We start from the raw sequence: 23,176 nt of genomic DNA, 5'->3' as shown, positions 1-23,176 counted from the left end.
AGTTATTTTTATTAAAACGACCAGGGGCAGAAAATAGTTATAGTGATACCCAAAAAGCAGCAGCGAAAGTATATTTTGAAAAGCTAAATGATTCACAAAAAAAACAACTTGTAAATAATATTATAGCAGGTTTACCTGGAGCTGAAGAGGGATATACTTTAGAACAATTTCAAACAATATTAGATACTTATGCATCTATTGATGCGCAATCTTTAAGAGAAAACTTAGTACTGTTTTTAAAAGAAATTATACCTGTAGCTTCTCAAAACGAGGTGTTAATGTGTATTCATCCAGACGATCCTCCTTATCCAATATTAGGATTGCCAAGAGTGGTTAGCACCGAGGAAGATTATGCGTATTTATTCGATAATGTTCCTGATAGAGCAAATGGCATTACATTCTGTACAGGGTCATTAGGTGTAAGAGCTGATAATAATTTGGTTCAAATATTTAAACGTTTTGCAGATCGTGCTCATTTCCTGCATTTAAGAAGTACAAAACGTGATGAGCAAGGAAATTTTTACGAAGCAAACCATCTTGATGGCGATGTAGATATGTACAGTATCGTAAAAGAAATTCTTGTTGAAGAAAAAAGAAGAAAAGCAGAAGGAAGAGCCGATTATGCCATTCCAGTTAGACCAGATCATGGGCATCAAATGCTTGATGATTTGCATAAAAAAACCAATCCTGGTTATTCAGGAATTGGACGATTACGTGGCCTAGCAGAATTAAGAGGTTTAGAATACGGTTTAAAACAAAACATATAAATAACAAAAGCATTATTTAATCATGAAAACAACTTATGAAACGCGTTACGCATCAAGTCCGCAGGGTGTAAAACAATATGATACAAATCAATTAAGAGAAGAGTTTTTAATTGAAAATTTATTTGAAGACAATAAAATCAATTTGGTTTATTCGCATTATGATAGATTTATTACAGGTGGAGTTATGCCGCTTTCCGAATCTATAGAATTAGACACTATAGACCCTTTAAAAGCGCCGTATTTTTTAGAAAGAAGAGAACTTGGTATTATAAATATTGGTGAATCAGGTACTGTATCGGTTGATGGTACTGAATATGTTTTAAACCATAGAGAGGCATTATATGTAGGACAAGGAAATAAAAAAGTAGTTTTTTCAAGTAAATCTGAAAAAAATCCAGCAAAATTTTATTTAAATTCCACTCCAGCACACAAGGCGTATCCTACTAAAAAAATAGGAACAAACGATGTTGAAGTTATTGAGTTAGGAGCTCCAGAAACAGCAAATGCCAGAACATTAAGAAAGTATATTGTTAATAGTGTTGTAGATGTTTGTCAATTACAAATGGGTATGACAACTTTAAAACCTGGTAGTAGTTGGAACACTATGCCAGCTCATGTTCACGATCGTAGGATGGAAGTCTATTTCTATTTTGAAGTTCCAGAAGATCAAGCAGTATGTCATTTTATGGGGCAACCTCAAGAAACACGACATATTTGGATGCAAAATAATCAAGCTGTAATATCTCCACCATGGTCTATTCATTCAGGTTCAGGAACTGCAAGTTATTCTTTTATATGGGGTATGGCAGGCGAGAATTTAGATTATGGAGATATGGATGTTGCTAAAATAAACGAATTAAGATAAGTTATGAGTGTTTCATTATTTGATGTAAAAGGAAAAAATGCCTTAGTTACAGGTAGTACTCATGGTTTGGGTAAGGCAATGGCTAGAGGTTTAGGTTTAGCAGGAGCTACCATTATTGTAAATGGTAACTCATCGCAAGAAAAAATTGACCAAGCAGTTTTAGAATATAAAAGTGAAGGCATAAATGCCGTAGGTTTTAAATTTAATGTAACAAACGAAGCAGAAGTTATTGCTGCTGTTGCAAAAATAGAAGCTGAAGTAGGACAGATTGATATTTTAATCAATAATGCAGGAATCATTAAGCGTACACCGCTTATTGAAATGGAGGTTGAAGATTTTAAACAAGTTATTGATGTGGATTTAGTAAGTCCATTTATAGTGTCTAAACATGTTGTACCAGGAATGATTGCTCGTAAAGCTGGTAAAGTAATTAATATTTGTTCTATGATGAGCGAGTTGGGGCGTAATAGTGTTGGTGCTTACGCAGCAGCAAAAGGTGGATTAAAAATGTTAACTCAAAACATGGCGACTGAGTGGGCAAAACATAATATTCAAGTAAATGGTATTGGGCCTGGCTATTTTGCAACATCGCAAACTGCTCCAATTAGAGTAGATGGGCATCCATTTAATGATTTTATAGTAAATAGAACTCCAGCGGCTAAATGGGGAGACCCTAACGATCTAGCCGGTGCAGCTATATTCTTATCATCAAAAGCTAGTGATTTTGTAAATGGTCATGTAGTATATGTTGATGGCGGTATTTTAGCTACTATTGGTAAGCCTTCAAACGAAGATTAATTATGAAAAAAGTAACTTTATTTTCAGCGTTTTTAGCCTTTTTTTGTCTTTTAGGATGTAAGAAAGAAAATGCTCATATTATTACAGTTAAAAATGCTCTAGATGTAGACCGTTCATTTGAAACAGTTGAAATACATAAATCAGACTTAAAACTTAGCCACGATGAACACTTTGATAGTTTTTCAGTTAAAGATTTAAAAACTGATAAAATCTTAATATCTCAATTTGTAGATAATAACCAAGATGGAGAAGCAGATGCATTATTATTTCAGCCAGTTATAGAGGCTAATTCAATAAATCAATATGAATTAGTTACCATTGAAGATTCTAAAAAACCTGAAGCCTTAGAGTATTGTTATTCAAGATTTGTTCCTGAAAGAACAGATGATTACGCATGGGAAAATAACAAAGTTGGTTTTAGAACTTTTGGTCCAACGGCTCAAAAAATGATTGAAGATAAAGTGAAGGGAGGTACACTCTCTAGTGGTATCGATGCGTGGTTAAAACGCGTTGAATATCCAATTATTAATAAATGGTACAAAAAAGCCGAAACCGAAAAAGGGGCATACCACAAAGACTCAGGTGAAGGCCTTGATAATTTTCATGTAGGTGTTTCTCGTGGTGTTGGTGGTATTGCAGTTAAAGTAGATACTACATACTATATATCTAGAAATTTCACCAATTGGAAAACGATTACTACAGGACCAATAAGAACAAGTTTTGTTTTAGAATATGCAGATTGGGATGCTAATGGAAAAACTATTTCAGAAACCAAGCATATATCTTTAGATTATGGTAATAACCTATCAAGATTTGAAATAAAACTAACAGGTACAAACGCTATTTATGCAGGTTTAACATTACATGAAAAAGATGGCGAATCAACACATAATAAGGAGTCAGGGTGGATATCGTATTGGGAACCGCATGATGATTCTGAACTAGGAACAGCTATTGTTGTTCCTAACCAAAATATGATTTCTAGCGAATTATTTGATACTCCTTTAAAAGACTGGAGTAATTTGTACGCTCAGATTAAAGTAAATAATAATAAAGCAATTTATTATGCTGGTTTTGGTTGGAAAAAAGCAGGAGAGTTTACTTCTAAAAAAGTATGGAATTCTTATTTAGAAAGTTTTTCTAAAAAGATAAACAACCCACTAATAGTTACATTCAATTAATTATGAATACCTCTAATTTTATTTCAGATAATTTTGTACTACAATCTGAAGTTGCTGAAAAATTATATCACAACTATGCTAAAGATTTACCAATTATCGATTATCATAATCATTTATCACCTCAATTAATTGCAGAAAATCAACCTATTAAAAATATTACCGAAGCATGGCTTAAAGGCGACCATTACAAATGGCGAGCTATGAGAGCTAATGGTATTGATGAAATTTTTATAACAGCTTCTGCTACATCTCATAAAGAGAAGTTTTTAAAATGGGCAGAAACAGTACCTTATACATTAAGAAACCCATTATTTCATTGGACACATTTAGAGTTAAAACGCTATTTTGATATTGATGAATTGTTACAACCAAATACAGCTGAGGCAATTTATGAAAAAGCTAATGCTATTTTAGAAAACAAAACACCTGCACAGCTTCTAGAAGATTTAAAAGTTGAGGTAATCTGTACTACAGACGATCCTATTGATGATTTAAAATACCATCAAGAAATTGCAGAAAAAGGATTTTATACAAAGGTTTTTCCAACATTTAGACCAGATGTTTTGTTAATGGTAGAAAAGTCTACTTTTCCAGCCTATATACTAAAACTAGCTGCTTCTGTTAATTTTTCAATTAATAATTTAGATGACTTGTTGAAAGCTATCCAAAAGCGAATTGATTTTTTTGATAGTCTAGGATGCCGCCTTTCTGATTATGGTCTTGAAGAAATTTTTGCATTTGATTTTACAGAAGACGAAGCAAATGTAATTCTTAAAAAGCGTATTTCTGGAAATGAAATTTCTAGAGATGAAGCCAACTTATTTGCATCTTGTATACTCGTAAAATTATGCGAAATGTATCATGCTAAAGGGTGGATACAACAAATGCATGTTGGGGCCATTCGTAATAATAATAGTAGGTTGTTAGAACAAGTTGGTTTAGATGCTGGTGTAGATTCTATTGGAGAATTCCCAGTAGCAAAATCAATGTCTAAATTATTTAATACACTTAATTTAAACAATAAATTAGCCAAAACAATTACATATAATCTTAACCCATCGCAAAATGAAGTTTTTGCCACAATGATGGGTAATTTTCAAAATTCAGATTATCCAGGTAAAATGCAATGGGGTTCTGGTTGGTGGTTTTTAGACCAAAAAGATGGTATGGAAAAGCAAATTAATTGCTTGTCTAATATGGGTCTATTAAGCAAATTTGTTGGTATGCTAACAGATAGTCGTAGCTTTTTATCTTTTCCAAGACACGAATATTTCAGACGTATTTTATGTAACATTTTAGGAGAGGATGTAAAGCAAGGTCTTATTCCAAACGATATTGAATTTTTAGGTAAAATGGTTCAAGACATTTGTTACTATAATGCCAAAAACTATTTTGGTTTTAAAACACAATAATTATGAAACAATTTATTTTAGTATGTATTTTGGCTTTAGCATTTACTTCTTGTAAAAAAGAAAGTGATATAAAAACCTTATACTTGGCCCATACGTTACCTCAAGGACACCCTGTTCACAAAGGTATTTTAGAGTTTAAGAAAGCACTAAACGAAAAGTCTGGTGGGAAAATGAAAGTCAAGATATTTCCTGATGGACAATTAGGCTCTGAACGTGAAGTTCTTGAACTTTTACAAATAGGAAGTGTTGCTATTACCAAAGTAAGTGCAGCTACATTGTCTAATTTCGTGCCAGAATATCATGTATTAGGAATACCTTATTTATTTAGAGATAAACAACACCAATTTGATGTTTTAGAAGGAGAAGTTGGTAAATCTATTTTAGAAAAAGGAAGTAAATTTTGGTTACGAGGACTAGGATATTATGATGCTGGGAGTCGTAGTTTTTATACATCTAATAAAGCTATTAGAACACCAGAAGACTTAAAAGGTTTAAAAATCCGGGTCATGAATAACCAAATGGCTATTAATATGGTAAATTCTTTAGGAGGTTCGGCAACACCAATGGCCTATGGAGAATTATATACAGCTATACAACAAGGTGTTGTTGATGGAGCTGAAAACAACCCGCCTTCATTCGTATCATCAAATCATTTTGAAGTTAGTAAATATTATACTTTAGATCAACACTCCTCAGTACCCGACGTTTTATTAATAGGAACTAAATATTGGAATAAGTTAACAGACGATGAGAAAAAATGGGTTCAAGAATCCATGGATGAGTCTGTACAAGCCCAAAAAAGATTCTGGAATGAATCTGTAGAAGAATCTATGGCTATCGCAAAAAAAGCAGGTGTAGAAATTATTATTCCAGATAAATCATTATTTCAAGAGCAGTCAAAATCTGTTTTAGAAGCTTTCAAGGAAGAACATCCTGAAATGAACGATTTAATTAATAAAATTAAAAACCAATAACTATGAAAACAGCAGATGTTATTTTTGATAAGGCTTGTAAAGTCATGGAAATTATCCTTGTAATTATTTTTGGATTATTAGTTATTGATGTATTAGGACAAGTGTTTTCAAGATATATTTTAAATACCTCTTTTGCATTTACAGAAGAGTTAGCACGTTTTTCGTTAATATGGATGTCTATCCTAGGAGCGGCTTATTTAAACGCTAAACGCTTGCATTTATCAATGGATTTTTTGTACCAAAAGTTTTCTCCCAAAACCAGAAAAAAAGCTTTAATTTTTATTGAAATATGCGTTTTTGCATTTGCACTAATTGTTATGGTTATTGGAGGATTTAACCTTGTTTATACCACCTTGCATTTAGGTCAATTATCAGGAACTCTTAGAATACCATTAGGTTATATTTATGCTATTTTACCTGTAAGTGGATTATTGATAATGTGGTTTTCAGTCTATCATATGTTTAAAATTAATGCTAACGAAATAACAGAATAATTATGAGTATTGAAGTAATAAGTATTATCGTATTATTTGCCAGTTTTTTCACTTTATTAATGATTAAAGTACCAGTAGCATATAGTATTGGTATTTCTACAACAATAAGTTTATTGTTGAATATTGATAAGTTGCCAGGTTTAACTACAATAGCTCAGAGAATGACTACAGGTATTGATAGTTTTGCATTGTTGGCAATACCATTTTTTGTCTTGGCAGGAGAAATTATGAAACGTGGAGGTATAGCTAATAGATTAATCAATTTTGCAAAATCATTAGTAGCTAGTTTGCCAGGAGGTTTAGCATATGTAAATGTATTGGCATCTATGTTATTCGGTGCTATTTCAGGATCTGCAATTGCAGCAACTTCTGCAATTGGTAGTATCATGACAGATAGAATGGAAGAAGAAGGATATCCCAGAGAATTTAGTGCCTCTGTAAATATTACATCATCTACAACCGGGTTATTAATACCACCAAGTAATATTTTAATAGTTTATGCTTTAGCAAGTGGCGGAACAGCATCTGTAGCGGCTCTATTTATAGCAGGTTATTTACCAGGTATTTTGCTTGGAGTTGCTATTATGAGTTATATAGCATTTGTAGCTATTACACGAAATTTCTCTAAAGGAAGTCGAGTGCCATTATCGTTAATTTGGAAATATTTCAGAAAAGCATTTTTTAGCTTATTACTTTTAGTTATAGTTGTAGGGGGTATTGTTGCAGGTATATTTACAGCAACCGAAGCCTCTGCTATAGCGGTTCTTTATGCTGCTGTTTTAGCTTTAATTTATGGTGATATTAGTACCAAAGATTTTCCTAATATCTTATTAACTAGTGCTAAAACTACAGCTGTTGTAATGTTTTTAATTTGTACATCAATGGCTATGTCATGGTTATTTTCTTTTGAGGGTATTCCAGAACTTATTAGTAACTTTTTATTAGAGCAATTCAGTAATAAAATTGTGATTTTCCTAGTTATTAATTTAGTACTATTAATTATAGGTACGTTTATGGATATGACTCCTGCAGTATTGATATTTACACCTATTTTTCTGCCAGTAGTTGTTGCTTTAGGTATGCATCCTGTTCATTTTGGAATTGTATTAGTGCTTAATTTATGTATTGGATTATGTACTCCGCCTGTTGGTACCATACTTTTTGTTGGTAGCGGAATAGCAAATGTATCGGTATCTCAAGTTGTCAAGCCTTTATTACCATTTTTACTCATCATGGTAATTGTATTGCTTTTAATTACTTATATACCAGAGATTTCTATGTATTTGCCTAGATTATTTGATTTATAGAATATGCTTTAAATATTTTGATTGTATTTATAATGCTTTGATTGTATGTAGCAAAGAAAAATATTTAATTGGTTTACCTAAAGATGTTCCTTCAATATTGAAGTTATTATTAAAAAACATTTAAGGAAAGTATGACTTGTTTATATACATATTTATTGAACGGTTAAAAATTTATACTTTTAATATATGCAATAATGCATTTGAAATAATTTAGAAAATACTAATGTTTAAGTGTAAAGTTTTATTGTTACTTTTTTGCTGCAGTTTAAGTAGTTTTTCGCAAACAAAAAAATTTCAATTTTCGCACTTATCTACACTGCATTTAATGAGTTTCTATTTTATACTTCTATTTTTATGTTTAATATACATTTAACAATGAAATATATTACTTTAATTTTTATGATAAAAAAGCATCATTTTAAGTTGTTCTTTATAGTTATAAGTTTTCTTATTGCTTGTAAATCCGAAAAAAAAGAACATCATAATTTTCAAAAGAAGTTAGAAAACAGGTATAATAAACTTTTAGAATACAAACTAGATTCTACAGCATTTCCTAGAAGTTATTCTCATGAAAAACAACAAATAAAAAAAGTGCCTTCCAAAGATTGGACAAGTGGTTTTTTTGCAGGAAACCTATGGCAAATTTATAAGTTAACAGGTAATGAAGATTTTAAAAAGAAAGCTAAAGAATGGACTGCTTTTATAGAAAAAGAAAAGTTTAATAATAGAACTCATGATATGGGTTTTAAAGTTTTTTGCAGTTTCGGAAATGCTTTAAAACAAGAAGATAATAAAGCTTATAAAGATATAATTGTTAAAAGTGCACAGACTTTAAGTACACGTTTTAATGAAACTATTGGAAGTATTCGTTCCTGGGATTTTAATAAAGATAAATGGCAATTTCCAGTTATTATAGATAATATGATGAATTTAGAGCTACTATTTGAAGCTACTAAAATTTCAGGCGATAGTACTTTTCATAAAATAGCAATAAAACATGCTAATACCACATTAAAAAATCATTTTAGGTTAGATCATAGTACATGGCATGTTCTTGATTATGATACCATTACGCACCTGCCAAGGCTTAAGATAACACATCAAGGAATTAGTGATAATTCTGCTTGGGCACGTGGCCAAGGTTGGGCTATTAATGGTTTTACAATGATGTATAGGTACACAAAAGATTTAAAATATCTAAATCAAGCAGAGGCTACAGCAAACTTCTTTTTAAATCATAAAAATTTACCTGAAGATGGTATACCATACTGGGATTTTGATGACCCTAGCATACCAAATGTATCTCGAGATGTTTCGGCAGCTGCAGTAGTTGCTTCTGCATTAGTTGAACTTTATGGTTACACTAAAAATCAAGATTATTTAGATTACAGTAAAAAAGTAATTAATACCTTAGAAACAACAAATTATATTTTGCCAAAAGATTTTGAAGCTCCTTTTATTCTTGATCATAGTTTTGGAGATTGGTCTAAAAGATCAGAAATGAATGAGCCAATCGTTTATGGTGATTATTATTACCTGCAAACATTAATTAGATTAAAAGATTTAAACTAAATGATATTAAAATCTACACTTTCAAAATTAACGATTGTTTTATTTTGTGTTTTTACATTTTCATGCGGAAACAATACCCAGCAAAATAACCAAAATCGAAGTAAATTAAATATTAATAATAATTGGTTATATCTTGAAAATAATACTTCAAATATTAATGATGCTTTAAAAAAAGATAATTGGCAAAATATTAATTTACCTCACACTTGGAATGCCCTTGATGTTACCGATGTAAACCCAGGTTACAGACGTACAGGAAGTTGGTATAAGAAAGAATTAGAGATTTCTTCAGTTTCTAATAATATTTATAAACTCTATTTTGAAGGTGTTAATATAACTAGTGAAATTTATGTAAACGGAAAAAAAGTAGGTGGTCATATTGGTGGTTATATTGGTTTTAGTGTAAATATAACCGATGTAATTTCAAAGGGAACTAATACCATACTAGTTAGAGTTGATAATAGTTACAACCCCGAAATTATTCCTTCACAAAAAAGTGATTTCTTCATATTTGGTGGAATTACTAGAGATGTTTGGTTAGAAACAATACCAGAACAGCATCTGGCTAATTTAAAGATAACAACACCTAACGTATCAAACTTAAGTGCCGATTTAAATGCAAAAATTTCAGTAGTAAATGCTAGCAATAATTCAAAAGTTAAAGCTTCTTTAATGGATGTTAATGGAAAAGAGATAATATCTTCAGATTTTAAAATTGTCAATAATGAAGCTGAAATCAATTTTAAAGAAATTAAAAACGTAAAGTTATGGGATACTGATAATCCGAATCTTTATACTTTAAAAATTCAATTATTAAATAATAATGAAATATCTGATGAACTTACAGATAATGTTGGTTTTAGATGGTTTGAATTTAAAGATCATGGTGCTTTTTATCTAAATGGAAAACGTTTACTGCTAAGAGGAACACATAGGCATGAAGAACATGCGGGTGTTGGAGCAGCAATGAGTAATGAGCAACACAGAGCAGATATGGAACTTATAAAAGACATGGGAGCCAATTTTGTACGTTTAGCTCATTACCCTCAAGACCCTGAGGTTTATAAAGCTTGCGATGAACTTGGTTTATTAGTTTGGGACGAGTTACCATGGTGCCGTGGTGGTTTAGGAAATGATGCCTGGAAGAAAAATACTAAAGGCATGCTTAAAGAAATTATAGAGCAAAATCATAATCATCCAAGTATTATCCTTTGGTCTTTAGGTAATGAAATTTACTGGTTACCAGACTTTGAAGATGGTGATAACAGAGAAAATATAAATAATTATTTAAAAGAATTACATGATTATGCGCATAAGTTAGACCCTACAAGAAAAACAGCTATTAGAAAATATTATGAAGGGGCAGATATTGTGGATGTCTTTTCTCCATCAATATGGTCTGGTTGGTATTCAGGAAGCTATAAAAGTTATCAAAAAGCAATAGACCAATATAAGGCAGAATATCCTCATTTTTTACATGCTGAATATGGTGGGTCTAGTCATGTAGGTCGACATACCGAAAATCCAATAACAGGAGAAGGTAAAATTAATTCTGATGGTTGGGAAGAAGCAATTGTGCAAACCGATGTTGCAAATATTGCTCAAATAGGAGATTGGAGTGAGAATTATATAGTCGATTTATTTGATTGGCATTTAAGAATTTCTGAAAACGATTCTACTTTTGTTGGAAACGTTCAATGGGCATTTAAAGATTTTGGTACACCATTACGACCAGAAAACGCTATACCATATATGAACCAAAAAGGACTGGTAGATAGAACAGGTAAACCTAAAGATGCATTTTACGTTTTTAAAAGTTATTGGAGTAATAAACCGTTTACTTATATCGAGTCGCATACTTGGACCGAAAGACAAGGACCAAAAGGTAAATCAAGAAATATAAGTGTTTACAGTAATTGTCCAAAAGTAGAATTGTTTTTAAATGGAAAAAGCTTAGGTGTAAAATCGCGTAATACCCTAGAATTTCCTGCTTCTGGTTTAAATTGGAGTGTGAATTTTAAAAATGGCGAAAATATATTAAAAGCGGTAGGTAAAACTAAAAGTGGAGATCAATTTGTTGACGATTTAAAATTAAATTACAGATACATAAAAAACACAAAAGCAATCGCATTACAATTAGAACATAAAAAACTGTCTAATGGTAATTATTTAGTTACAGCAACTGCAGTAGATAAAAAAGGCTTAAGGTGTTTAGATTATGAAAAGCGTGTTTATTTTCAATGTTTAAGTGGGGGCGAAGCAATAGTTAGCCAAGGTACCCCAACTGGTAGCGAAATTATTGAAATGGCCAACGGGCAAGCTTCTATAGAAGTAAAACGATTTTCAAAAGATGAAATGCTTCAAGTTACAGTACTCAACCAAAGTTTTAAAGGCACATATTTAAATATAAATTAGTTTATGCAAATAAAGTATTCATATTATTTATGTTTAATATTATGTTTCTCATGCTCTAGGCAATCATCAAATTTTGATTTTGTTAAAAATCAAGTAGAAGTTAAAGTTTTAAAAGATGCCAATAACTATTTAAATTTAAAACCAATAACTGTTACAGCACATGTTTCATCAAGAAGTGCTGGAACAAAACATGATTTTTATTCAGAAGGTGATTACTGGTGGCCTAATCCAAAATATCCAGATAGTGCTTACATTAGAAAAGACGGCTTATCAAATCCAGATAATTTTGTGGCCCATAGAAATTCTATGATAAGGTTCAGTCAAATTTCTGGTGCATTAGCTTCAGCATATCTTATAAATAAAGATAGTAAGTATCTAAAATCACTTATCAAGCATCTAAATGCATGGTTTGTAGATAAGGATACTAAAATGAATTCAAATCTTTTGTATGCCCAAGCCATAAAAGGACGCGTAACAGGCAGAGGTATCGGAATTATAGATACCATACATTTAATAGAAGTTGCATTGGCGGTTCAAGTTTTAGAAGATTCTAAGTTATATACCATTAAAGAAGTAAATCCAATAAAAGTTTGGTTTTCTAATTATTTAAAATGGTTAACAACACATGAATACGGTATTAAAGAGCGCGATAATGGTAATAATCATAGTACTTGTTGGGCAATGCAAGTGTCTGCTTTTGCTCATTTAGTTAATAACCAAAAACAAATAGAATTTTGTAAAATTTTATTTAAACAAAAACTATTACCAGAGCAAATGGCACAAAACGGAAGTTTTCCAAAAGAGTTGGCAAGAACCAAGCCCTACGGATATTCTATTTTTAACTTGGATGCCATGTGTAGTTTAGCACAAATTTTATCTACAAATAATGATAATTTAATGTCTTATACAACCCCCGATGGTAAAAGTTTAAAACTTGGTTTAGAGTTCTTATACCCCTTTATTAAAAATAAAAGTAGTTGGCCATTTAAAAAAGATGTGATGTATTGGGAAGATTGGCCAACAAAACAACCTTCTTTTCTTTTTGGAGGCTTAGGATTAAATAATAAAGAATATTTGAATGTTTGGGCAAAATTACCAGAAATCCCAAATAAAGCCGAAATATTACGTAATATGCCAGTAAGATACCCACTTTTGTGGATCGATAATTAGTTTTATTTCTAAAAATATTTCTAATAAATTTAAAATAAATATTTAGTAATAGTTTTGAATAAATAAAAAAAAATTAAAATACTGGTATTCAGTAATTAAGTAAACTCAAGGCTGCTTGGTTAACTAGTTATATTAAATTAATTAAGAATTCTTTAACATCAGCAGTATAGTACAGGATACATTAATAAGTACTTATTTGTAAAATTGTTACCAAATTGTAATGGCTGTTTTTTTAGAGTCTATACTCACAATAGTCATCATAGTAAATATAACTAAACTATAATATGTTAAAACTAAAACTCAAAATGAAACAAAAAATTAAAAGACAATTTCCTGTTTCTGCGTTCATGTTGATGCTTGTGCTGGTTTTTTCCAGTTTTACAGGTTTTAATTTAGAGGCTCAAAATAGGATTTCTGGAGTTGTGAAAGATGTAGGTGGTATACCTATACCTGGGGTAAGTGTTCTTCAAAAAGGAACTAATCGAGGTGCCGTTACCGATTTTGATGGAGAGTATACTCTTGAATTAACTACAGGTAGTCAAACTCTACAGTTTTCTTACATCGGTTACAAAACTGTCAGCATTCAAGTTCTTAACAAGACCACAATTAATGTGACTTTAGAGGAGGATATAGCGAGTTTAGATGAAGTAGTTATTGTAGGTTATGGTACCCAGAAAAAAGAAAGTGTAGTGGGAGCCATTACTCAAGTAAAAGGAGCAGATTTAATGGAGAGAGCAGCTGGTATAACTAATGTTGAAGAGGCATTACAAGGTAATTTACCAGGTGTTACTGCAATAGAAGGTAGCGGAGTTCCAGGAGAGGATAATATTAGAATATTTATTCGTGGACTAAGTTCATGGAACGGAGATGGAAGTCCTCTTGTTCTGGTGGATGGTGTAGAGAGGTCCATGACTGATATTGATATGAACGATATTGAAAACCTGTCTGTGCTTAAAGATGCTTCTGCTACAGCTGTATTTGGTGTAGAAGGCGCAAATGGTGTAATATTAATTACTACTAAGAGAGGTAAACCAGGAAAAGCAGAATTGTCTTTAAATGTGAATACAACTATTAAAATGGTGTCGCAGTTACCAGAAAAATTAGATTCTTATGATGCAATATCACAAGCAAATAGCTCTATTCTTAGAGAACTAGCAGTTGCGCCAAACTCATGGGGTGATTTTACGCCGTTGTCTATTTTAGATAAATACCGTAACCCGGCATCTTTGGAAGAAAGTTATATTTATCCTAACATTAACTGGGAAGATGAATTGTTGAAAGATTTTGCGCAAGATTATCGAGTTAATTTGTCTGTGCGTGGCGGTAATAAAACGGCTAAATATTTTGGTAGTTTAGCATATCAAACGGTTAGTGATATTTTTGATGGTGCAAAGTACGATAATGGACGAGGAAATTTAGGCGAGTTTAAATACGATAGATTTAACTTTAGAAGTAATATTGATTTTAATATTACAAGTACAACAGAGTTGTCTGTTAATCTTTCAGGGTTTTTAGGGGTTCAAGAAAAACCTTCTAGTGTGAGTAATGTAACAAATGGAATTTACCAGATAGCTCCAAACCTATATACCCCTGTATATCCAGATGGGTTTTATGGGCAATCAATAAATTCAGCTTTTATTTTCAATAATCCTATTGTAAGTTTATCAGCTAATGGGTATGATACGTTTAGGAACTTCCAAGTGAATACAGATTTTATTTTAAAGCAAAAATTAGACTTTATTACGGATGGTCTGTCTTTTCAAGGACGATTTTCGCTAGATAATAATATGAGAAGTAAGCAATCTTTAAATGATGGGGGTGTACAATATAGATTTTACGATGGTGCTAGTGAGCAGTTTAATATTCCAGATGTTGATGGTAGTCGATTTGATTATGTTCAAGGACCTTGGACTTTAGGTACTTCACAGGTTGAGAATAGTCAGAGATCAAGAAATTTAACCTATGATTTTTCTTTCAATTATGATAAGGCTTTTGGTGAGAAGCATAATTTTACTGCGTTGTTTTTAATGAGAAGAAAAGAAACTGCTAAAGGTAGCGTTTTTCCAAGGTATCTCGAAAGTTGGGTTGGAAGGTTAACTTATAATTACGATTCAAGATATTTTATAGATGTAAACGGCGCTTACAATGGGTCTGAAAAATTTGGTCCAGAATATCGTTTTGATCTCTTTCCTTCTATAGCTTTAGGTTGGACACCTTCAAACGAAGCGTTTTTAGAGAATGCTGATTGGTTAAATAAACTTAAAATTAGAGGGTCTTATGGGCTTGTTGGTGATGATAATTCTTCGAATAGGTTTGGATATATTACCCAATGGGCAAATGGAGGTCCTGTATATGGTTCTGCATTTTTAGTACCTAGTACATATCAAGGTAATGCTGGAAGATCGCCTTATACATTTTATAGAGAAGATATAGTTGGAAATCCAAACCTTCAATGGGAAACATCTATTAAGTATAACATAGGGGCCGAGTTCTCTATATTTGATGGTTTGTTAACTGGTGAATTTGATTATTTTGCAGAAGATCGCGATAATATTGTAGTTGTAGGTAGTGATCTTAGTGTACCAGATTTCTTTGGAGCAACGCCTCCAGATCTTAATACTGGTGAAGTTGAGGTAAGAGGTTTTGAGCTTGTTCTAGGTGCTAATCATACCTTTGAGAGCGGGTTAAATCTATTTGGTAATTTCAACTATACCCAAGCAATAGATAAAGTAATATCAAGAGACGACCCATTATTTAGACCTGATTATCAAAGGTTTGCAGGTTACCCTATTGGGCAATCAAGAACAGCCATTCCTGCAGGGATATTAACAAATTGGGACGATGTTTACATGTCAACACCAACAAATACAAATCAAACTTTTACCCGTGTAGGTTATTATGACGTCGTTGATTTTGATGGAGATGGTATTTACAATTCTAATTTTGATAATGCACCTTTTGGTTATCCATCACAACCTCAAAGAAACTGGAGTGCTACTCTGGGGGCACGCTACAAGGGTTTTAGTGTTTCAGCACAGTTTTATGGCACTCAAAATACTTCAAGACGATTTAGTAACAATACCTTTACGCAACAAACACCATTGATTTATACGCACGATTTAGATTATTGGACCGTAGATACGCCTAACAATACAGATACACAACCTGCATGGCAAGCAAATGGAGCTACCAATCCTAGAGATACTTGGTTGGATGGATCGTTAACAAGGCTTAAAGCAGTTTCTATAAGTTATGATGTACCTAGTAAGTTTTGTAAAAAAATTGGGCTGAAGAAACTTCAAGTTTTTGCAAACGGTAATGACCTGTACTTATGGTCTAATATGCCTGATGATAGAGAGTTTAATACGTCATCAGATGCACAAGCTAGAGGAGATTATCCTACATTAAAGAGATTTAACTTTGGTTTTAATATGAATTTTTAAAAAGAAGATATTATGAAAAACTATAAAATAAAATTATTAATAATCCTTGGACTCGTATTGTCGTATTCATGTGAGGATTATTTAGATCAGGCACCAGAGTCAGTCATAGATGAAGAAGAGGTTTTTTCAACCTTTAAAAATGCTCAAGGTTTCGTTGAAGAAATGTATGCCTCAGTCGTAGCCTATGAAGTGCAAACGCATACCTTTCAAGATTTTCTTTTGGGTGATGACGGGCATGTTAATAGAGAAGTAAAAATAAGTGGTGATATTGATGCAGGTAACTTCAATGCTGTGATATCAGATAATTTCGCATACTTTAATAATCATCAAAATTCCGAATATGGTTCAACAGGAACCAATTCAGCCAATGTTGATAATATCAATAATTTTAACAGACAAAGACCTGGGTTATGGGATGGCAGCTTACGTGGTATTCGTAAAGCTAATATTGTAATAGCGAATATTGATTTAATGGTAAATGCAAGTCAAGAGGAAAAAGATGTTATTTTAGGACAAGCTTATTTTTTTAGAGCATTTTTCCATAATGAGATTATGAAATTTTGGGGGCGTTTTCCATACATTGATAGAGTCTTAATAGACGATTTTGAAATACCACGTCCAGAGACCTATAAAGAAGTAGCTTTACTTGCTAATGAAGATTATAAAAGAGCTATTGAGTTATTACCTGTAGATTGGGATAACGAGGTATACGGCCAATTAACATTTGGAGAAAATAAGGGTAGGCTTACCAAAGGAACGGCATATGCTTTTCAAGGTAAAAACTTACTTTTAGCAGCAAGTCCTTTAATGTTTGGAAATAATGGTAGTGTTAATACGTATCAATATGATACAGAGTTATGTGATATGGCTGTTGATGCTTTTTCAGGGATTCTTAAATTAGCAGACCAAGGACGTTATGGATTAGCTTCTTGGGAAAATTATGATGAGGTGTTTTGGAAAACAGCAACACCTAATGCTTGGCCAGGAGGTACAGAATATGTGTTTTCTGCAGGAGGAGGTAATCAAAGTCAAGCCGAAAGATTTATGACATCTGGAGTAAATAGAGATATACATGGTAGTGTTTCAGAAAATATTTCGCCTACTCATAATTATATTCATAACAATTTTGGAATGTCTAATGGACTTTCTATAGAAGATGATCTTAGTGGTGCATACGGAACACCATTGTATAACCCTACTAAGCCTTTTGAAAATCGCGATCCACGTTTTTATAGATGGCATATTATTGATGGAGAGGAGGTAGCTCCAAAAGCAACTGGAGCAGACGCACAGCACAGATTTGCCCAACTTTGGTATGAAAATACAGGTACTGCGGGTATACACCGTAGAACAATATTTGATAATAAAAAATCTACAACAGGCTATATGTGGACAAAATTTTATCCTAAAGTAGATGGCGAGTATCATAGTAAATGGAATAATATTATAGGTCAATATTCTGGTATGCGTTTGCATATGCGACTTACAGATGTTTATTTAATGTATGCAGAAGCATTACACGCATCTAAGGGAGCAACTACAGCACCAGCGTCTTACAACTTAACTGCCGAGGCAGCTATAAATTTATTTCGTAATCGCGCCGGTATTCCTAATGTACATCCTAGTATAGTGGGAGATAACAACAAGTTTATGGATGAACTTAGAAGAGAAAGAGCTGTCGAGTTAAGTTATGAAGCACATAGATGGGTAGATATTCGCCGATGGGGAGTAGCACATTTAGATAAATACAAAAGAAAATTAGCTTTAGATTTTCCAGAAGACAGAACTAGTTTTACAGAAAGACTTATTGTCGAGAGAATTTGTGAGTTCCCACAGCATTATTGGTTGCCGTTTGAAGCTAAACAGACTCAAATTTACGAGGGCTTCCCTCAAAACCCAGGTTGGTAGTCATGTACAAATTCGTTTTAATTAATATAAAGAAAAAAATGAAGATAAATAAATTATATAGGTTGTTTACTCTAGCTTGCTTAATGTTATTAGGTTTAAGTAATGTAACAATGGCTCAAACAAAGGGTGTAAATGTAAAGGCAACTGTAGTTGATGAACAAGGTAACCCCTTAAGCGGAGTTGCTGTTTTTAGCCCAAATGGAGATAAAGCAACTTCGGATGCTAAAGGACAGTTTAAAATTCCATTACTTAGTGACGAATCTGTTGTAATTGAAAAAAAAGGGTATGAATCAGAACTTATTGATATGTCTGATTTAACAGGTAATATTACCTTGGTAAAATCTCCTTTTCTCGCTTCCGAAGATGACGAAATTGAAATGGGAGTTGCCACTAAAGTTCGTCGTGATATTGTAGGAGCTGTATCATCAATAAACACAAGAGACCGTTTAACCTATGACAATACGCAATGGGTAAGAGATTACATTAACGGCTTAACACCAGGAGTTAGAGGTTCTGATAATATTAGAGGTATAGGTAGTGCCATTTTTGTTATTGATGGTGTTATTGGTCGTGACCCTAATATTTTAAATATGGAAGAGGTCGAGCAGATAACGGTTCTTAAAGACGCTAATTCTGTGGCTTTATATGGAAGTCAAGGAAGAAACGGAGTTATTGTTATAAACACCAAACGTGGTCAAATTAATAAAAAAGAAGTTAATGTGAATATACGTACTGGAATAAAAGCACCAAGGGCATTGCCAAATTATTTAAGTTCTGCTGCATATATGACACTTTTTAATGAAGCTAGAAATAATGATGGGTTAGATGATTTTTTTGCGCCATCACTTATTCAAGAATTTAGAACAAGTACTAATAGTTTCAAGTATCCAGATGTAGACCTTTATTCTAATGAATTTGTGCAACCCTTTGTAAATTCTACAAGCGTTATTTCTGAGTTTTCTGGTGGAAATGAAAAAAATCAGTATTATGTTAATGTAGGCTGGACTAGTGAAGATGCTTGGGTTGATATAAATGACGATATCAATGCTGGGGTTAATCGTTTTAATGTAAGAGGAAATATTGATTTTAAAATAAATGATTGGATTACGAGTAGCCTTGATGGAATTGCAGTTATTAGCACAAGTAAGTCGTCAAGAGCTAATTTATTAAGTGAGGGTACTACTTTTAAGCCAAATACCTATTCGCCATTTATACCGGTAGATTTAGTAGATACTAGTGACCCAACGGTTGCTGGTCAATTACAAGCAGCTCGTAAGTTTAATGGGTTTCTTTTAGGATCAACGCAACAGTTCGGTACAGATGCACCCATAGCTCTAGCTATTGCCGGTGGTTATGAAAATACGGTGTTTCGTTCTACACAGTTTAACAACACAATTAATTTTGACTTAGACAGGATAACGAAAGGCTTATCGGCTAAAACCTATATAAGTTTTGATTTTTATGATTCTTATAATTTATCAATAAGAAATCAATTTAAAACATATGCACCTGGTTGGGAAGGCGATAGAATAACAAATTTTGGTATCAATAATGATGATCCTCTTAACCCTATCGCAGATGATTCTGGTATTTTTGGTGAAGACCTAAAAGATCAAACTGAAAATGTTAGTACTAATGGTTTTGTGTCTCGATTTGGTATATATGGACTGGTTAATTATGAAACCAATTTTGCTAAAGATCATTCTTTAAGTACTACTTTATTAGGATATTATAATTCACAAAAAAGAAATAATGTAATTCAAACAGATGTTGATGCTCATTTAGGTTTTCAAGTGGCTTATGACTTTAAAAAGAAACTATTTTTCGATTTTAGTGGAACCTACGTTAATTCGATAAAACTTGCAGAAGGTAACAGAGGTGCTTTATCACCAACTTCTGGTATCGCTTACATTTTAAGTGAAGAACCATTTTTAAAGGATAGTAAATTTTTTAACTACCTTAAGTTAAAAGCTTCGGGGGGTATTATAAAGTCTGATCAAGGTATTGACGGTTATTACTTATATGATTCAAACTATTCTACGGGTAACAATTTTACTTGGGCTGATATAAATTCTAACCGCAGACAAAATATTTCACAAGGCCAAAATCTTAACTTAGGTTTTGAAGAGCGTATAGATTTAAATATTGGTTTTGAAAGTTATTTAATGAATTCACTTTGGTTAGAATTTAATTATTTTAAAACAGAACTAGATAAGCAAGTAGATTTTTTAGATGCCCAATACCCATCTTATTTTAATACATTTAGACCATATGATAATTTTAATAAGAATGAATATACAGGCTTTGAATTAGGAATGAATTATAATAAAACCTTTAATGATTTTTCAGTAGGTATTGGTGCCAACGTTTTATACAGTCAAACCAAAGCCCTAAAACGTTCTGAATTAAATGAGTTTGATTACCAAAATAGAGTTGGTAGAGAACTATCTTCAATTTTTGGATTAGTAGATCAAGGTTTTTATGCTGAATCTGATTTTGATACTGATGGTAACTTAAACGCTGGTCAACCTGTTCCAAATTTCGGAAATGTACAACCAGGAGATATAAAATATCAGGATCAAAACGGAGACAATATTATTGATAATAATGATAGAATTGAAATCGGTCAGTCTAGTAGCCCTTGGAGCTATGGTGTAAACTTAAACTTAAAGTATAAAGCATTTAATCTATTTATACTTGGTACAGGGCAAACAGGGGCTGATGGTAATAAGTTAAATAGTAGTTATAATAACTATTATAGTGTTAATGGTGATGTTAAATACTCTGAAGTTGTTTTAGGACGTTGGACACCAGAAACGGCAGATACTGCAACGTTTCCAAGATTGTCATCACAAAACAATTCAAATAACTTTCAAACATCTTCTTTTTGGTTGTTCGACACAAGTTATTTTACAATAAGCCGTGCACAATTAACATACGAATTCAATGATAATTTAATTGACAAACTTGGTATAGAAGATTTAAGTTTAAATTTGCAAGGAACTAACCTATTGGAAGTAGCAAAAAACAAAGATATTCGCCAATTAAGAATTGGTTTTACACCACTAACTAGATCATTTACTCTAGGTGTGAGAGCGTCATTTTAATATAATTAGAAAATTAAGATAAATAAAATGAAAAATTTAATAAAATATATATTAATTGTGCTGGTATTTACTGGCATGATTGCCTGCGATACTCTGGAACCTATTGATGAAAACAGGTTAGATTTTGATTTTGTTAGCACGAATCCAGAAGCAGCAGAAGGAATATTGTTAAATGGATATGCTAACTTAGTTAATCAATATTCATTTTCTGAAGCGGCTACAGATGATGCTGTTAACAATATTTTGGATAATAACTATAAGCGAATGGCTCTTGGTGAGTTAAACGCCCAATTTAATCCTGCATCCCGTTGGAATAATTTTGAGCGCGTATTCTGGGTAAACAGATTCCTAGAAATTATTGACGCTGGAGAAATGCAATGGAGTAGAGATACATTAACTAATCAAATGTTTAACCTTCGTTTGAAAGGAGAAGCACTTGCACTTAGGGCATTACACCATTTTTATGTGCTACAGGCGCATGCTGGAGTTGGCGAATCTGGTGAGTTACTAGGTATTCCATACTTTACTGAATTTATTGAGTCTGATGGAGATTTTAATACGCCTCGTTTATCATTTGAAGCTTCTGTTCAGGCGATTACAAAAGATTTTGATGAAGCTTTAGGTTTATTACCAACAGATTATGGTTTAAGTGAGGGAAATGTGGACCCATGGTACTCAAGTTTAGAAAATTTTGATTATAATAAATACCAAGTAGTAAATGATAACTTTTTTGATTTACGAATTTCTGGAAGAATTGTAAAAGCTTTAAAAGCACGTTTGGCACTTTTTGCAGCAAGTCCATCATTTTTAAATGATCAAAGCTATTATAATATAGCAGCAAATAATGCATCAGAAATTTTAAACACTATTGGTGGTGTTGCTGGTTTAGATCCAATTGGTAACGAGTTTTATGCATCGGATGATAATATAGTAAGTAGTGAAATGTTATGGCGTGGTTCTATAGGAAATATTAGTTCTACTTATGAGGAAAGAATGTTTCCACCTTCAGTTAATGGAAGGGGAGAGATTAACCCAACTCATAACTTTGTAATGGCATTCCCAATGCAAGACGGATACCCTGCAACTGAGGCTAATGGTTTCGATCCGCAAAACCCTTATGCTAATAGAGACCCTAGACTAGAAAAGTATGTTGTTCTTAATGGTTCATCTTTTGGTGGTGGATTAATTAATACCGGTGTTGGTGGTGGAAATGATAGATTAGATTCTATTCCTCAACAATCAACAACTACTGGGTACTACCTTAAAAAATTATTACATCCAGACGTTAGAATTAATAACGATGGAACAAAATCAGGGAAACGACATGCTGACGTATATTTCAGATATACTGAATTGTTTTTAATATTAGCAGAGTCAGCTAATGAAATTGGTGGTCCAGATCATCAAGTTAATGGAATTACCCCTCGAGATGTGATTGCAGCAATACGTAATAGAGCCGGAATTGCATCACCAGATAATTACTTGGCATCTATTACTACTAAAGAGGATATGCGAGAACTTATAAGAAATGAGCGCCGTATAGAACTTAGTTTTGAAGGCCATAGATTTTGGGATCTTAGAAGATGGGGACTACCTCTAAATGAAGCGGCCAAGGGGTACTTTTTTGATGGAAATAATTATGTTGAGTTACCGTCTGTTGAAATTAGAAATTATCAACCTTTTGCTACTTATATGCCAATTCCAAATGCTGAAACGATAAAATTTTCTGAATTGGAGCAAAATAATGGATGGTAAAGTAATTT

The 23,176-nt window shown here is 32.5% G+C and carries 15 protein-coding genes; all 15 read left to right on the top strand.

Translation table 11 applies throughout. From position 1 onward, the window contains the following. The coding region (uxuA, locus tag Q0842_RS07005) for a mannonate dehydratase (RefSeq protein WP_298496017.1) at positions 1–767 on the top strand (767 nt) is incomplete at its 5' end. A gap of 22 nt (positions 768–789) precedes the next feature. After that, complete coding sequence (gene kduI, locus Q0842_RS07000) at positions 790–1,632, top strand: 5-dehydro-4-deoxy-D-glucuronate isomerase (protein ID WP_298496015.1); 843 nt, start codon at positions 790–792, stop codon at positions 1,630–1,632. A gap of 3 nt (positions 1,633–1,635) precedes the next feature. After that, positions 1,636–2,430, top strand: coding sequence for a gluconate 5-dehydrogenase (locus tag Q0842_RS06995; protein WP_298496012.1), 795 nt, complete (start codon positions 1,636–1,638; stop codon positions 2,428–2,430). Positions 2,431–2,432: 2 nt separating this feature from the next. After that, positions 2,433–3,611, top strand: a complete 1,179-nt coding sequence (locus Q0842_RS06990; RefSeq protein WP_298496009.1) for a DUF4861 family protein — start codon at positions 2,433–2,435, stop codon at positions 3,609–3,611. A gap of 2 nt (positions 3,612–3,613) precedes the next feature. Then, on the top strand, positions 3,614–5,023 hold the full coding sequence (uxaC, locus tag Q0842_RS06985) for a glucuronate isomerase (protein ID WP_298496007.1): 1,410 nt from the start codon (positions 3,614–3,616) through the stop codon (positions 5,021–5,023). A 2-nt stretch (positions 5,024–5,025) separates the two neighbouring features. Beyond that, on the top strand, positions 5,026–5,997 hold the full coding sequence (locus Q0842_RS06980; protein ID WP_298496005.1) for a TRAP transporter substrate-binding protein: 972 nt from the start codon (positions 5,026–5,028) through the stop codon (positions 5,995–5,997). Positions 5,998–5,999: 2 nt separating this feature from the next. After that, a complete protein-coding gene (locus tag Q0842_RS06975; protein WP_298496002.1) occupies positions 6,000–6,491 on the top strand; it encodes a TRAP transporter small permease in 492 nt (163 codons plus the stop codon). A gap of 2 nt (positions 6,492–6,493) precedes the next feature. After that, complete coding sequence (locus Q0842_RS06970) at positions 6,494–7,798, top strand: TRAP transporter large permease (RefSeq protein WP_298495999.1); 1,305 nt, start codon at positions 6,494–6,496, stop codon at positions 7,796–7,798. Between the two features lie 375 nt (positions 7,799–8,173). Beyond that, on the top strand, positions 8,174–9,370 hold the full coding sequence (locus Q0842_RS06965) for a glycoside hydrolase family 88 protein (protein WP_298495996.1): 1,197 nt from the start codon (positions 8,174–8,176) through the stop codon (positions 9,368–9,370). Beyond that, complete coding sequence (locus tag Q0842_RS06960; protein WP_298495994.1) at positions 9,371–11,785, top strand: glycoside hydrolase family 2 TIM barrel-domain containing protein; 2,415 nt, start codon at positions 9,371–9,373, stop codon at positions 11,783–11,785. A gap of 3 nt (positions 11,786–11,788) precedes the next feature. Then, positions 11,789–12,955 (top strand): alginate lyase family protein, encoded by a 1,167-nt coding sequence (locus Q0842_RS06955; RefSeq protein ID WP_298495991.1) that lies wholly within the window; start codon positions 11,789–11,791, stop codon positions 12,953–12,955. 305 nt (positions 12,956–13,260) lie between these two features. Continuing rightward, positions 13,261–16,398: a TonB-dependent receptor gene (locus tag Q0842_RS06950; protein ID WP_298495989.1), complete on the top strand. Its 3,138-nt coding sequence runs from the start codon at positions 13,261–13,263 to the stop codon at positions 16,396–16,398. 12 nt (positions 16,399–16,410) lie between these two features. Beyond that, entirely contained in the window at positions 16,411–18,306 is a 1,896-nt protein-coding gene (locus tag Q0842_RS06945) for a RagB/SusD family nutrient uptake outer membrane protein (protein ID WP_298495987.1), read from the top strand. A gap of 38 nt (positions 18,307–18,344) precedes the next feature. After that, positions 18,345–21,413, top strand: a complete 3,069-nt coding sequence (locus tag Q0842_RS06940) for a SusC/RagA family TonB-linked outer membrane protein (protein ID WP_298495983.1) — start codon at positions 18,345–18,347, stop codon at positions 21,411–21,413. Between the two features lie 27 nt (positions 21,414–21,440). Next, positions 21,441–23,168: a RagB/SusD family nutrient uptake outer membrane protein gene (locus Q0842_RS06935; protein WP_298495981.1), complete on the top strand. Its 1,728-nt coding sequence runs from the start codon at positions 21,441–21,443 to the stop codon at positions 23,166–23,168. Positions 23,169–23,176: the final 8 nt, after the last annotated feature.

Origin of the sequence: uncultured Algibacter sp. (genome assembly GCF_947495675.1) — a bacterium.
Taxonomy (GTDB): Bacteria; Bacteroidota; Bacteroidia; order Flavobacteriales; family Flavobacteriaceae; genus Algibacter_B.
This window is presented reverse-complemented; position numbering and strand designations above follow the sequence as displayed.

Excerpts from the sequence above, each read along its gene's own strand:
- kduI (WP_298496015.1), top strand. The coding sequence starts at position 790 with ATGAAAACAACTTATGAAACGCGTTACGCATCAAGTCCGCAGGGTGTA.
- Q0842_RS06995 (WP_298496012.1), top strand. The coding sequence starts at position 1,636 with ATGAGTGTTTCATTATTTGATGTAAAAGGAAAAAATGCCTTAGTTACA.
- Q0842_RS06990 (WP_298496009.1), top strand. The coding sequence starts at position 2,433 with ATGAAAAAAGTAACTTTATTTTCAGCGTTTTTAGCCTTTTTTTGTCTT.
- uxaC (WP_298496007.1), top strand. The coding sequence starts at position 3,614 with ATGAATACCTCTAATTTTATTTCAGATAATTTTGTACTACAATCTGAA.
- Q0842_RS06980 (WP_298496005.1), top strand. The coding sequence starts at position 5,026 with ATGAAACAATTTATTTTAGTATGTATTTTGGCTTTAGCATTTACTTCT.
- Q0842_RS06975 (WP_298496002.1), top strand. The coding sequence starts at position 6,000 with ATGAAAACAGCAGATGTTATTTTTGATAAGGCTTGTAAAGTCATGGAA.
- Q0842_RS06970 (WP_298495999.1), top strand. The coding sequence starts at position 6,494 with ATGAGTATTGAAGTAATAAGTATTATCGTATTATTTGCCAGTTTTTTC.
- Q0842_RS06965 (WP_298495996.1), top strand. The coding sequence starts at position 8,174 with ATGAAATATATTACTTTAATTTTTATGATAAAAAAGCATCATTTTAAG.
- Q0842_RS06960 (WP_298495994.1), top strand. The coding sequence starts at position 9,371 with ATGATATTAAAATCTACACTTTCAAAATTAACGATTGTTTTATTTTGT.
- Q0842_RS06955 (WP_298495991.1), top strand. The coding sequence starts at position 11,789 with ATGCAAATAAAGTATTCATATTATTTATGTTTAATATTATGTTTCTCA.
- Q0842_RS06950 (WP_298495989.1), top strand. The coding sequence starts at position 13,261 with ATGAAACAAAAAATTAAAAGACAATTTCCTGTTTCTGCGTTCATGTTG.
- Q0842_RS06945 (WP_298495987.1), top strand. The coding sequence starts at position 16,411 with ATGAAAAACTATAAAATAAAATTATTAATAATCCTTGGACTCGTATTG.
- Q0842_RS06940 (WP_298495983.1), top strand. The coding sequence starts at position 18,345 with ATGAAGATAAATAAATTATATAGGTTGTTTACTCTAGCTTGCTTAATG.
- Q0842_RS06935 (WP_298495981.1), top strand. The coding sequence starts at position 21,441 with ATGAAAAATTTAATAAAATATATATTAATTGTGCTGGTATTTACTGGC.